Genomic DNA, 12,656 nt, shown 5'->3' with positions numbered 1-12,656 from the left:
TCCTTGACAGGAAGAGGCAGACGGAGATGAATTCCGCATCCACTCGCGGCACCCGTGCACTGGCCGCCGCCGCAGGCTTCGCCGCGGTCGCGCTCGTGCTGACGGGCTGCGCCGCCGGCGGGAACGACTCGTCCGGCGGCAGCGCCGGAGGGGCCCTGACCATCGGCACCACCGACAAGATCACGACGCTCGACCCCGCGGGCTCCTACGACAACGGCTCGTTCGCCGTGATGAACCAGGTGTTCCCGTTCCTGATGAACACCCCGTACGGCAGCCCGGACGTCGAGCCCGACATCGCCGAGTCGGCGGAGTTCACCGCTCCCACGGAGTACACCGTGAAGCTGAAGGAGGGACTGAAGTGGGCCAACGGCCACGACCTCACCTCCTCCGACGTGAAGTTCTCCTTCGACCGCCAGGTCGGCATCGCGGCCGAGAACGGCCCGTCCTCGCTCCTGGCGAACCTCGACAGCGTCGCGGCTCCGGACGACACGACCGTGGTCTTCACGCTGAAGTCCGAGAACGACCAGACCTTCCCGCAGATCCTCTCGAGCCCCGCCGGCCCGATCGTGGACGAGGAGGTCTTCTCGGCCGACGAGCTGACCGCGGACGCCGACATCGTCTCGGGCGACGCCTTCGCCGGCCAGTACACGATCGCGAACTACGACGTGAACAACCTCATCCAGTACAAGGCGTACCCGGACTACCAGGGCGTTCTCGGCGAGGCGAAGACGGACACCGTCAACGTCAAGTACTACGCGGACTCGTCCAACCTCAAGCTGGACATCCAGGAGGGGAACATCGACGTCGCGTTCCGCAGCCTCTCGGCGACGGACATCGACGACCTCCGCGGCAACGACACGGTCAAGGTCGTGGACGGCCCCGGCGGCGAGATCCGCTACATCGTCTTCAACTTCGACACCCAGCCCTTCGGCGCGACGACCGGTGAGGCCGACAGCGCCAAGGCCCTTGCCGTGCGCCAGGCCGTCGCCGACCTGATCGACCGCGACGAGATCGCCGACCAGGTCTACAAGGGCACCTACACCCCCCTCTACTCCTACGTCCCCGCCGGCCTGACCGGCGCGGTCGAGCCGCTCAAGTCGCTCTACGGCGACGGCAACGGCGCGCCCGACGCCGACAAGGCGAAGGCGACCCTCGAGGCCGCCGGCGTCACCGCTCCGGTCACCCTGAACCTGCAGTACTCGAACGACCACTACGGTCCGTCCTCGGGCGACGAGTACGCGCTGATCAAGGACCAGCTGGAGTCGACCGGCCTCTTCACCGTGAACCTGCAGACCACGGAGTGGGTGCAGTACTCGAAGGACCGCTCGAGCGACGTCTACCCGGCGTACCAGCTCGGCTGGTTCCCCGACTACTCCGACGCCGACAACTACCTCTCGCCGTTCTTCATCAAGGAGAACTTCCTCGCGAACCACTTCGACGACGCCGAGGTGCAGAGCCTGATCGCACAGCAGGTCTCGACCACCGACGCCGACGCGCGCACCGCGCTGATCGAGCAGATCCAGGAGAAGGTCGCGGCGCAGCTCTCGACCGTCCCCTACCTGCAGGGCTCGCAGGTCGCGGTCGTCGGCAGCACCGTGAGCGGAGCCGAGGACACCCTCGACGCCTCGTTCAAGTTCCGCTACGCGGCACTCAGCAAGGGCTGATCCACCCCCTCGCGGCCGGCGCCTCCCCGACAGGAGGCGCCGGCCGTTCTCCACGAAAGGCATCACGTGACGACAGCCACGACGGCTGCGGCGACGGCGCCCACCCGGCGACCGCGCGGCTCCGGGGGCGGACTCGGGCGCTACCTGCTCGTCCGCTTCCTGCTCATCATCCCCACCGTCTTCATCCTCGTGACGCTGGTGTTCCTCCTCATGCGCTCCACGGGCGACCCGATCACGGCGGCCCTCGGCGGCCGCCTGACCGCGGACCAGCTCGCCGAGCGTGTGGCCGCCGCCGGCTACGACCGGCCGCTGATCGTGCAGTACCTCGAGTACCTCGGCAAGCTGCTGACCGGCGACTTCGGCACCACTCTGAGCGACAACCGCCCCGTGACCGAGGTGCTCCTCACCTACGGCGCTGCGACGGTCGAGCTCGCCTTCTACGCCCTGATCGTGGCGTTCCTGGTCGGCATCCCGCTCGGGATGCTCGCCGCCTACCACCGCGACCGCACCCCCGACGCGGTGCTGCGCATCTTCGCGATCCTCTGCTACGCGACTCCGGTGTTCTTCGCGGGCCTGCTGCTGAAGCTGGTGTTCTCCGTCTGGCTGAAGTGGTTCCCCGTCGCCGGGCGCGCCTCGACGAGCACCGAGCTCTCGCTCCAGTTCCTCGAGAACAAGACCGGCATCTACCTGATCGACGCGATCCAGACCGGCGACCCGGCCGCGATCTCGGACGTGCTCTCGCACGCGGTGCTCCCCGCCGTCGCACTGGGACTGCTCACCGCGGGCATCTTCCTGCGCCTGGTGCGCACCAACGTGATCGGCACGCTCGGCACCGATTACGTGGATGCGGCGCGCTCGCGCGGCGTCAGCGAGTTCCGGCTCGTCCGCACCCACGCCTACCGGCCCGCGCTCATCCCGATCATCACCGTGATCGGCCTGCAGATCGCCCTGCTGCTCGGCGGCGCCGTCCTCACCGAGACCACCTTCGAGTGGAAGGGCCTCGGCTTCCAGCTCGCCGAGTACCTCCAGGCCCGCGACTTCGTGGCCGTGCAGGGCATCGTCGCCCTGCTCGCCGTCATCGTGGCGCTGACCAACTTCATCGTCGACGTCATCGCGGCGCTCATCGACCCGCGAGTGAGGTACTGAGCATGAGCACCACCTCCCCGGCGCGTCCGCGCCGTCGTCTCGTCGACCGTCTGCCGGTCGTCCACCAGCTCCGGCAGAGCGTCGGCCTCCAGCGGGGGATGCTCGTCACCGGCCTGATCATCACCGGCGCGTTCCTGCTGGTGGCCCTGTTCGCGCCCCTCATCGCGCCCTACGGATACTCGCAGCTGCGCTCGGGCGGCGAGTCGTTCGGCGCGCAGGAGCCGCCGAGCGCGGAGCATCTGCTCGGCACCACCGTGGGCGGCTACGACGTCCTCTCGCGAGTGTTCTGGGGAGCGCAGACCGCGTTCCTCGTGATCGTCGTCGCCGTGGTCCTGTCGATCTTCCTCGGCGTCTTCCTCGGCCTCGTCTCCGGCTACCTCGGCGGCTGGCTCGACCGCGTGCTCGTCGTGATCTGCGACGCGATCTACGCGTTCCCGACCCTGCTGCTGGCGATCGTGATGTCGATCGTCATCTCCGGCGGGCAGTCGAACCTCTGGGCCGGCATCTTCGCCGCGGCGGTCTCGATCACCGTGGTCTACATTCCGCAGTACTTCCGCGTGATCCGGGCCGAGACCGTGCGGATCAAGGGCGACGCCTTCGTCGAGTCGGCGAAGGTCATCGGAGCGTCGACGCCGCGGATCATGTTCCGCCACGTCCTGCGGAACGCGACGCGCACGCTGCCGCTGATCTTCACGCTGAACTCCTCCGAGGCGATCCTGACCCTCGCGGGCCTGGGCTTCCTCGGCTTCGGCATCGAGCCGACGTCGGCCGCGGAGTGGGGCTACGACCTCAACAAGGCGCTGTCGGACGTCACGAGCGGCATCTGGTGGACCTCGGTCTTCCCGGGCCTGGCGATCGTGCTCGTGGTGCTGGGCATCACCCTCGTGGGCGAGAGCCTGAACGACCTCGCCGACCCGCGCCTGCGCGGTCGGCGCGCGGTGGCCGCCGGTGCCGGCGACGTCGCCGCGACGTCCGTCGTGCCGGGCGGCGTCCTCGCCGCCGACGGCCTGGAGACGCCGGGGCACGACCCCGTCGCCGGAGTGGAGGAGACGCGATGAGCGACCAGCGCATCGTCCGGGACGCCTCAGCGCGTCCGATCGTGGACATCACCGACCTCGAGGTCGCGTTCGCGAGCGACCGCGGCGCCGTCCGCGCCGTCGCCGGGGTGAGCCTGCGCGTCGAGCGCGGCGAGGTCCTGGCGATCGTCGGCGAGTCCGGCAGCGGCAAGACCGTGACCGCGAAGACCATCCTCGGCCTCCTGCCCGAGACGGCCACCGCCTCCGGAGTGGTCCTGCTCTCGAAGAAGGACGGCAGCGCGGCGACCGACGTCGTCTCCGTGCCCAAGGCCCGCCTCCGGGAGCTGCGCGGCACCGACGTCGCCATGGTCTTCCAGGAGCCGGGCACCGCCCTCAACCCGGTCTTCACGGTGGGCTGGCAGATCGCGGAGGGACTGCGCGCTCACGGCTCTGTCTCGAAGAAGGAGGCGCGCAAGCGCGCGGTCGACGTCCTGCGCACCGTCGGCATCCCGGAGCCGGAGAAGCGGGTCGACTACTACCCGCACCAGTTCTCGGGCGGCCAGAAGCAGCGCGTCGTCATCGCGATGGCCCTGGTCCTGGATCCCGGCCTGATCGTCGCGGACGAGCCGACCACCGCGCTCGACGTGACCGTGCAGGCCGAGATCCTCGACCTGCTCCGCCGGTGCCGCGACGAGTTCGGCACCTCGATCGTGCTGATCACCCACAACATGGGCGTCGTCGCCGATCTGGCCGACCGCGTCGCCGTGATGTACCAGGGCGAGCTGGTCGAGGAGGCGACGGTCTCCGAGCTGTTCTCGGCGCCGAAGGCCGAGTACACGAGGAAGCTCCTCGCCGCCGTCCCGCACGTGGGCCAGGGCGTCGAGCGCGCCCGCGTCCGCGCCGTCGAGCGCGCCGAGGCCCCCGAGGCCGAGACGCTCGTCGCCGCCGAGGGCCTGCGGATCCAGTACCCCGGCCGGCTCGGCCGTCCCGGCTTCGTCGCGGTCGACGGCGTCTCGCTGCGCATCCGAGCCGGCGAGGTGCTGGGCCTAGTCGGCGAGAGCGGCTCGGGCAAGACCACCATCGGGCGCGCCATCGCGGGCCTGACGCCGGTGACCGGCGGGTCGCTGAAGGTCCTCGGCAAGGAGATGCGCGGCATCCGCGAGCGCGCCTTCCGGCCGGTCCGCGGCGACATCGGCTTCGTGTTCCAGGACCCGGCGTCGAGCTTCAACCCGCTGCTCACCATCGCGGAGTGCGTGGCCGAGCCGCTGATCGTGCACGGGCGGGCCGGCGACGCCGCCGGGGCGCGCTCGCGCGTCGACGAGCTCCTGGAGGCGGTGCAGCTGCCGCGCTCCTACGGCGACCGCTACCCGCACGAGCTCTCCGGCGGCCAGCGCCAGCGCGCCAGCCTCGCCCGGGCCCTCGCCCTCGAGCCGAAGCTGCTGATCGCCGACGAGCCGACCTCGGCGCTCGACGTGTCGGTGCAGGCCCGCGTGCTCGAGCTGTTCGCCGAGCTGCAGCGCGAGTTCGGCTTCGCCTCGCTGTTCATCAGCCACGACCTCGCCGTGGTCGACCTGCTCGCCGACCGCATCGCGGTGCTCTACCGCGGCGAGCTGGTCGAGGAGGGGACGGGGGCCGAGGTGCTCGCCGCGCCGAAGCACCCCTACACGCAGCGCCTGCTCGCCTCCCTGCCCGTGCCCGACCCGGTCGAGCAGGCCTCGAGGCGCGAGCTCCTGCGCAGCATCGTCGAGGCGGAGCGCCGGGCGTGAGCCGGACCGCCGAGGATCAGGCCCCCATCGTCGTCGACGACCTCAGCGTCGAGTACCCGCCGCGCGGCATCAGCCGCCGGTGGACGGCGCTGCGGGGAGTGAGCCTCCGCGTGGAGCCGGGGGAGGTGCTCGGGATCCTCGGAGGCAGCGGCTCGGGCAAGTCCACGCTCGCGCGCGTGCTCGGCGGCGACGGCCTGGGGCACGACGGAGGCCGCACGCGCCCGGTGATCATCGGAGGGGACGCGACGGTCGCGGGGCACCGCCTCCGCTCGCTCCCCGCCCGCGAGCTCAAGCGCTTCACCGTCGACGTCGCGCATCTCGCGCAGGACGCCGGAGCGGCCCTCCGCCCCGAGCTGACCGTCTCGGAGCTGATCGCCGAGCCGATCTTCCTCCGCGACCGCCACTACGACCCGAAGGCCGCGGCGGTGCGGGTGGCGACGCTGCTCGACTCCGTGCACCTGCCGCTGTTCCTGCTCGACCGCTACCCCTACGAGCTCTCCAGCGGCCAGCGCCAGCGCGTGGCCGTGGCCCGCTCGCTCGTGCTCGGGCCGAAGGTGCTGATCGCCGACGAGCCGACCTCGGGCATCGACGCGACGGTGCGCGAGTCGATCGTCGACCTCCTCGCCGACCTGCGGCGCCGGGAGGGATTCGCGGCCGTCGTGGTCAGCCACGACATCGACGTGCTGAGCCGGGCGACCGACCGGATCGCCGTGCTCGTCGGCGGCGAGGTCGTCGCGTACGGGCCGCTGCTGGACGTGCTGATCGAGGCCCGGCACCCCTACGTGCGCGAGCTCGGAGCGGCCTTCGCCGAGTACGAGCGCTTCGACGCCTCCCGAGCGCAGCGCGTCGAGGCGGCCGACCAGTGACCGTCCCGCGCGTCGCGGTGCTCCCGCGGCCGAAGCCGGTGTTCGCCGAGGCGGTCGAGTCGGGCGGGGGAGTGGTCGTCGGACTCGACGGGAGTCCGGACGCGCTGCTCTGGCTGTCCTACGGCCGCACGGACGAGCTGGCCGCTGTGCTGGAGGAGCACCCGTCGATCCGCTGGGTGCAGCTGCCCTGGGCCGGCGTCGACGTCTTCGCGCCCGTGCTCGCCGCGTCTCGCGCGGACGTGGTCTGGACCAGCGCCAAGGGCGCCTACGCGGAGCCGGTGGCGGAGCACGCGCTCGCGCTGGTGCTCGCCCTCCTGCGCTCGCTGCCGGAGCGGGCGCGCGCCGCGTCGTGGGGGCCGAAGAAGGCGGTCACGCTGCACCGCGCCTCCGTGGTGATCGTCGGAGCAGGAGGGATCGCTCGCGAGCTCCTGCGGCTGCTCGCCGTCTTCGACTGCCGGGTGACGATCGTCCGCCGCGGAGACGAGCCGGTGGAGGGCGCGGCCCGCACCCTGCCGGCGTCGCGGCTCGCCGAGGCCGCGGCGGACGCCGACGTGCTGGTCCTTGCCGCCGCCGCCACCGCGGGCACGGAGCGGATGGTCGACGCGGGTCTGCTCGCGCGGCTCCCCGCCCACGCCGTGCTCGTCAACGTCGCCCGGGGGAGCCTCGTCGACACGGACGCGCTCGTCGCGGCCCTCGCCGAAGGCCGTCTCGCGGGCGCCGCGCTCGACGTGACGGACCCCGAGCCGCTGCCGGACGGGCATCCGCTCTGGAGCGAGCCCCGGTGCCTGATCACGCCCCACAGCGCGGACACCCCCGAGATCACCGCGCCGCTCCTGGCCGAGCGCGTGCGCGCCAACGTGGCCGCCTGTGCCGCCGGCGGGCCGTTCGTCGGCCGCGTCGACCCGGGCTCCGGCTACTGAGTGCGCGCCCGATTTTGCGTTCGCGGAGAGTTTGCTAAAGTAGTACCGCGCTGATCGCCTCCGGGCGGTCGGATGATCCTCGATAGCTCAATTGGCAGAGCAATCGGCTGTTAACCGGTAGGTTCTTGGTTCGAGTCCAAGTCGGGGAGCGAAGGGTCCGGGACTCCACTCTCGGGCCCTTTTTTCGTGCCCGCGAGCGGTCGCCCTCGAGGGCCCACCCGCTCGGACCGACGATCGGAGGGGCGATGCGCGAGGACGTGCTCGCTCTCCTGCGCCGCCGCCCCGACGTCGAGGCGCCGGATCTCGTCGCCGTCGACGCCAGTGACCGTCTGCTGCTCGACCTCGCCGCCGATCGCGGCCGCCTCGCCGTGATCGGGGACGCCTACGGGGCACTGAGCCTCGGCCTCGCCGCCGACGGCCGTGCCGTGCGCGTCGTGCAGGACTCGATCACCGCCGAGCGCGCTCTCGCGCAGAACCTCGAGACGGTGCGGGGGTCGGGCGTCGATCTCGCGCCGATCGAGATCGTCGACTCCGTCGCGGAGGCCGTCCGCGACGCCGACGCGGTGCTCCTGCGCCTGCCGCGCTCGCTCGACGCGCTGGCCGCCGTCGCGGCCGGGACCGCACTCGCGAACCCGGCGGCGACCCTGATCGGCGCCGGCCGCATCAAGCACATGACCCGCACGATGAACGACGTGCTCGCCGTGCGCTACGAGCGGATCGACGTCTCCCTCGCCCGGCAGAAGTCGCGCGCCCTGCTCGCGAGCGGCGCGCTCCCCGACCAGCCGCCCGCGCCAGGGCCCGAGCGGCGCCGTCTGGACGAGCTCGACCTCGAGGTCGTCGCACTGCCGGGAGCCTTCGCAGGTGCACGACTGGACCTCGGCACCCGCGCCCTCCTCGCCGCCCTCGATCTCGACTCCCTCCCCGCGGGCACCGCACTCGACCTCGGCTGCGGAACCGGCGTGCTCGCCGCCGTGGTGGCCCGGGCCCGCCCCGACCTCGCCGTGACCGCGACGGACACCTCGCGTGCCGCGGTCGAGTCCGCCCGGGCGACTGCGGCGGCCAATGGGCTGGCCGTCCGCGTCCTCCGCGACGACAACGCCTCGACTCTGGAGGCGTCCTCCGTCGACGTCGTGCTCTGCAATCCGCCGTTCCACTCCGACGGAGCCGTCACCGACCTCGTCGCCCGGCGCATGCTGCGCGCGGCCGGCCGCGTGCTGCGCCCCGGAGGCGTGCTGTGGACGGTCTTCAACTCCCACCTCGCGCATCCGGCCGAGCTGCGCCGCGCGGTCGGGCCGACCACGGTGGTGGCGCGCGACCGCCGCTTCACCGTCACCCGCTCCGTGCGCTCCGACGGCTGAGTACGGCTCCGCAACCCCCTCCGCGGCCTCAGGTCCGCTGTCCGCGGCGCGGGTACGATCTCTCTCCGGCGCTCCTGTGCCGAACCCGTCCCGTCCCCCCGGAGGCCGTCGTGCTCGAAGTCGTCCTCGTCCTCGCCCTGATCGCCCTGGTCGCGGTCGTCGTGCTGTGGCGCCGCGCCGTCGGCGCCGAGCGCCGTGCCGCCGAGAGCCGTGCGGAGGAGGCGGCGCGCGTCGTCCGCCTCGAGCTGGCGGTCGGCGAGCAGGAGGCGAGGCTCCGCATCGTCGGCGAGCTCGAGCAGCTCGCGGTCCGCAGCGCCGCGCACGTCGTCGAGGAGGCCGAGAGCGTCCGTCTCACGATCGACCGCGACCCCGCCGCAGCCGCGCGGTCGGCGCAGCGTGCCGTGCGGGCGGCCGAGGCCTCGCTGGCGCAGCTGCGCCGCATCGCGACCGTCGCCTCCGTCGATCCGGGGGAGCTGCCGCGCACCGGCGGCTCCGTCCCCCTGATCGAGGGCGCCCGCGAGCGAGGCCTGAGCGTCCGCGAGGAGTCGTTCGGCGAGCCGTTCCCGCTGCAGGACGGCGCCGAGGTGGCCGTGCTCCGGGTGCTCGAGTACGCCTTCGACTCGGCGCTGGAGACCGGCGGCGCGGGGACCGAGGTCCGCATCAGCTCCCGATGGACGACCACCGGCCTCCGGGTGGAGGTCGACGACGACCGCGAGCAGCACGGCGCTGCGGAGCAGGACGCCAGCGCTCTCGAGGCGGATCTGCGCTCGCTCACCGAGCGCATCGACAGCCCCGCGCTCGCCGAGCTGCGCGAGCGGGCCGCCCTCTTCGGCGGTGACGTGACCGAGAAGCGGACGCCCGGCGTCGGCCGGAGCGTCACCGCCTCGTTCCCCGCGATCCGCCACCACAACGGCGTGCACGGGGTCGACCTGGCCTGAGTCAGTCCTCGAGGTGCTCCACGCCGGGCAGCCACGAGACGCCGGGGCCGCCCCAGCCGCGCTTCCGGGTGATCTTCGCGACCGGCTTGTGGTAGTCGTGCTCGAGGCGGTCGATGTAGAGCACGCCGTCGAGGTGGTCGAACTCGTGCTGGAACACGCGGGCGAACCAGCCGTCCGCGACGATCTCGAACGGCTCCTGCTCGAGGTCGACCGCGCGGAGGATCGCGCGCTCGGAGCGGCGGAGCGGGAAGCGCTCGCCGGGGAAGGAGAGGCACCCCTCCGACTCCGTGTCCTCGTCCGCCTCGCCGAGCGGGGTCGGCGTGACGAACAGCTCGGGGTTGATCGCGACGCCGCGGCGGGGGGTGCCGTCGTCGTCGGCGTAGTCGTAGACGAACAGGCGCAGCGGGACGCCGACCTGCGGGCCGGCGAGGCCGACTCCGGGGGCGGTGTCCATCGTCTCGAACATGTCGGCGACGAGGGTGCGCAGCGCATCGTCGAACTCGGTGACGGGGGCGGCGGGGGAGTGCAGGACGGGGTCGCCGGCGATGCGGATGGGGAGGACGGCCATGGTGGACAGGGTACCGCGGGGCCGCCGACCGGGTCCGCGAGGATCATCCGCTGGGCTCAGCCCCTCACCCGTGCGTCGGAGGACTCCCGGAGGCGTTCTGGGTAGGGTCGACCCATGCCCGCCGATCTCGCCGAACTCCTCAACGACCCGGCGAAGTTCATCGGCATCCCGATCGCTCTCGTGGGCGCGGTGTTCCTCTCCCTCGGCGCGCAGTTCCAGCACCGGGGAGTGGCGAAGGTGGAGCGGTTCTCGAAGCGCTCCGGCTCCTCCGGGCTCAGCGGCGGCCAGCTGGTCGCGCTGCTCTCGCGCCCCTCGTGGGTGATCGGCACCCTGCTCCTGGGTCTCGCGATCGTCTTCCAGCTGACGAGCCTCGGCTTCTCCCCGCTCATCGTGGTGCAGCCGCTCGGAGCGGTGGCGCTCGTGATCACCGCGGTCGTCAACGCGCGGGTCAGCCGGGTGCGCCTGAACGCGGCGTCGATCCGGGCGATCGTGCTCTGCGTCGGAGGCGTCGGCACGTTCGTCCTCGTAGCGGCGTTCAACGCGGTCGACAAGTCCATCCAGACGCCCGAGCTCATCACGATCCTCGTGATCCTCGCCGTGGTGCTCACGGTCTTCGTCGTCGCCTTCCGCGTCTTCCGCCGCGGAGCGAAGGCGATCTTCTACATCGTGGGCGCCGGAGTGGTCTACGGCTTCGTCGCGACTCTCGCGAAGGTCGTGCTCAACCGCATCAAGTACGGCGAGTTCGACCCGCTGACGGTGGTCTGCATCGTGGCGCTCCTGGCCGCGACCGCGCTCGGCGGGTACTTCGTTCAGAACGCCTACTCCTCCGGCCCGCCGGACCTCGTCGTGGCGGGCCTCACCGTCATCGACCCGCTGGTCGCCGTCGCGATCGGCATCGTCGTGCTCGGAGAGGCGCAGTACGCGGCCCCGTGGGCGATCCCGCTCTTCATCGCGGCCGGTGCCGTCGCCATCTACGGCGTCTTCCTCCTCGCCAAGCACCACCCGCAGGCGCGCTGACGGCGCGGGATCCCGAGTGGTGAGGACTCCTCTGCCTACAATGGGTCCGCGCCGAGAGCCACGAAACCGACCGACCTCCGCCGATCGCTCCCTTCTCTCCCCGAGCGGCACGACACCGATAGGACCTCCCGTGTCAGATCCCCGCGACGCGTCCCGACCGGGATCGCCCGACTCCCGACCGCTGACGGTCGTGATCGGCTGCGACACCTTCGCTCCCGACGTGAACGGAGCCGCGAAGTTCGCCGAGCGCCTCGCCGCCGGTCTCGCGCAGCGCGGCCACGAGGTCCACGTCGTCGCCCCCTCGGCCGACGGCTGGAGCGGCACCCGGGTCGAGACGCACGAGGGCCAGCGGATCATCGTGCACCGGCTCTACAGCTGGCGCTGGTACCCGCACGACTGGCTGCGCTTCGCGATGCCGTGGCGCATCCGGCAGAACAGCGCGCGCATCCTCGACGAGGTGAAGCCCGACGTCGTGCACTTCCAGTCGCACATCATCGTCGGCCGCGGCCTCGGGATCGAGGCGGCCAAGCGCGGCATCCGCATCGTCGGCACGAACCACTTCATGCCCGAGAACATGCTCGAGTTCACCCTCCTGCCGAAGGCCGTGCAGGCCAAGGCCGTGGCGATGGCGTGGCGGGCCGCGCGCCGCACCTTCGGCCGGGCGGAGGCGGTCACCACGCCGACCCGCAAGGCCGCGCAGTTCCTCGAGAAGTACACGGGCCTCCGGGGCGTCCACGCCATCTCCTGCGGCATCGACGCCGACAACTACACGCCCGACTTCACGGCGCGCGCCGGCGACTCGATCCTCTTCGTCGGCCGCGTGACCGGCGAGAAGCACATCGACGTCCTGCTCCGCGCCGTCGCCCTGCTCGATCCGGCGCTCGACGCGAAGCTCGAGATCGTCGGCGGCGGCGACCAGATGCGCAACCTCCAGCAGCTCGCCGCGACCCTCGGCATCGCCGACCGCGTCCGCTTCACGGGCTACGTCTCGGACGCCGAGCTCAAGGAGGCGTACACGCGCGCCACCGTGTTCGCCATGCCGTCCATCGCCGAGCTGCAGAGCATCGCGACCATGGAGGCGATGGCCTCGGCCCTCCCCGTCGTCGCCGCCGACGCGATGGCCCTCCCGCACCTCGTGCACGACGGCGAGAACGGCTACCTCTTCGCTCCGGGCAGCGCACAGGCCCTCGCCGAGCGCCTCACCGCCGTGCTCACGGCCGACCAGGAGGACCTCGAGGCGATGAAGCGCGCGTCCCTCCGCATCGTCGCCTCGCACGACATCAACCGCACGATCAGCACCTTCGAGAGCCTGTATCGTGGGGAGCCGGTGGCCGATCTGGCCTCCGACGCAGCGTCCGCACCCGCCGCCACCTGACGGCCGCTCGAACGGCCGCCGC

Annotated in this window: 11 protein-coding genes and 1 tRNA gene; 11 read left to right on the top strand and 1 reads right to left on the bottom strand. The window is 72.0% G+C overall.

Annotated features, from left to right (window positions below; translation table 11 throughout):
- Positions 1-26 precede the first annotated feature (26 nt).
- The 9 genes from C5C44_RS00365 to C5C44_RS00325 all read left to right on the top strand — a co-directional run bounded on the left by C5C44_RS00365 (position 27) and on the right by C5C44_RS00325 (position 9,674).
- A complete protein-coding gene (locus C5C44_RS00365; RefSeq protein ID WP_104223443.1) occupies positions 27-1,664 on the top strand; it encodes an ABC transporter substrate-binding protein in 1,638 nt (545 codons plus the stop codon).
- 66 nt (positions 1,665-1,730) lie between these two features.
- Positions 1,731-2,810, top strand: a complete 1,080-nt coding sequence (locus C5C44_RS00360; protein ID WP_104223444.1) for an ABC transporter permease — start codon at positions 1,731-1,733, stop codon at positions 2,808-2,810.
- A 2-nt stretch (positions 2,811-2,812) separates the two neighbouring features.
- A complete protein-coding gene (locus tag C5C44_RS00355; RefSeq protein WP_104335064.1) occupies positions 2,813-3,868 on the top strand; it encodes an ABC transporter permease in 1,056 nt (351 codons plus the stop codon).
- Positions 3,865-5,592 carry an ABC transporter ATP-binding protein gene (locus C5C44_RS00350; RefSeq protein WP_104308348.1) on the top strand — a complete coding sequence of 576 codons (1,728 nt, stop codon included), beginning with the start codon at positions 3,865-3,867 and terminating at the stop codon, positions 5,590-5,592. Before C5C44_RS00355 ends, C5C44_RS00350 begins: the two co-directional genes overlap by 4 nt.
- A complete protein-coding gene (locus tag C5C44_RS00345; protein WP_167305248.1) occupies positions 5,589-6,458 on the top strand; it encodes an ATP-binding cassette domain-containing protein in 870 nt (289 codons plus the stop codon). Before C5C44_RS00350 ends, C5C44_RS00345 begins: the two co-directional genes overlap by 4 nt.
- On the top strand, positions 6,455-7,378 hold the full coding sequence (locus C5C44_RS00340; protein ID WP_258064092.1) for an NAD(P)-dependent oxidoreductase: 924 nt from the start codon (positions 6,455-6,457) through the stop codon (positions 7,376-7,378). The genes C5C44_RS00345 and C5C44_RS00340 overlap by 4 nt, the downstream gene beginning before the upstream one ends.
- Before the next feature lie 76 nt (positions 7,379-7,454).
- Positions 7,455-7,527: transfer RNA gene (locus tag C5C44_RS00335), tRNA-Asn, on the top strand.
- Between the two features lie 96 nt (positions 7,528-7,623).
- Positions 7,624-8,736 carry a class I SAM-dependent methyltransferase gene (locus C5C44_RS00330; RefSeq protein WP_104297521.1) on the top strand — a complete coding sequence of 371 codons (1,113 nt, stop codon included), beginning with the start codon at positions 7,624-7,626 and terminating at the stop codon, positions 8,734-8,736.
- Between the two features lie 110 nt (positions 8,737-8,846).
- Positions 8,847-9,674, top strand: coding sequence for a hypothetical protein (locus C5C44_RS00325; RefSeq protein ID WP_104223449.1), 828 nt, complete (start codon positions 8,847-8,849; stop codon positions 9,672-9,674).
- Position 9,675: 1 nt separating this feature from the next.
- Here the strand turns inward: C5C44_RS00325 and def are convergent, their stop codons facing one another.
- The gene (def, locus tag C5C44_RS00320) at positions 9,676-10,242 is read right to left on the bottom strand and encodes a peptide deformylase (RefSeq protein WP_104223450.1); all 567 of its coding nucleotides are present in this window, start codon (positions 10,240-10,242) and stop codon (positions 9,676-9,678) included.
- A 114-nt stretch (positions 10,243-10,356) separates the two neighbouring features.
- On the opposite strand from def, the gene C5C44_RS00315 reads away from it, so the two are divergent.
- Both C5C44_RS00315 and C5C44_RS00310 read left to right on the top strand, forming a co-directional pair.
- Entirely contained in the window at positions 10,357-11,259 is a 903-nt protein-coding gene (locus C5C44_RS00315; RefSeq protein WP_104234188.1) for a DMT family transporter, read from the top strand.
- A gap of 130 nt (positions 11,260-11,389) precedes the next feature.
- On the top strand, positions 11,390-12,634 hold the full coding sequence (locus C5C44_RS00310; RefSeq protein WP_258066590.1) for a glycosyltransferase: 1,245 nt from the start codon (positions 11,390-11,392) through the stop codon (positions 12,632-12,634).
- Positions 12,635-12,656: the final 22 nt, after the last annotated feature.

Origin of the sequence: Rathayibacter sp. AY1F6 (genome assembly GCF_002932035.1) — a bacterium.
In the GTDB taxonomy this organism is placed as follows: domain Bacteria; phylum Actinomycetota; class Actinomycetes; order Actinomycetales; family Microbacteriaceae; genus Rathayibacter.
The sequence above is the reverse complement of the archived record's forward strand: the minus strand, read 5'-3'. Positions and strand labels throughout refer to the sequence as shown.

Bases quoted from the DNA above. Each gene is read 5' to 3' on its own strand.
- C5C44_RS00330 (WP_104297521.1), top strand. From the start codon at position 7,624: ATGCGCGAGGACGTGCTCGCTCTCCTGCGCCGCCGCCCCGACGTCGAG.
- C5C44_RS00355 (WP_104335064.1), top strand. From the start codon at position 2,813: ATGAGCACCACCTCCCCGGCGCGTCCGCGCCGTCGTCTCGTCGACCGT.
- C5C44_RS00315 (WP_104234188.1), top strand. From the start codon at position 10,357: ATGCCCGCCGATCTCGCCGAACTCCTCAACGACCCGGCGAAGTTCATC.
- def (WP_104223450.1), bottom strand. From the start codon at position 10,242: ATGGCCGTCCTCCCCATCCGCATCGCCGGCGACCCCGTCCTGCACTCC.
- C5C44_RS00365 (WP_104223443.1), top strand. From the start codon at position 27: ATGAATTCCGCATCCACTCGCGGCACCCGTGCACTGGCCGCCGCCGCA.
- C5C44_RS00350 (WP_104308348.1), top strand. From the start codon at position 3,865: ATGAGCGACCAGCGCATCGTCCGGGACGCCTCAGCGCGTCCGATCGTG.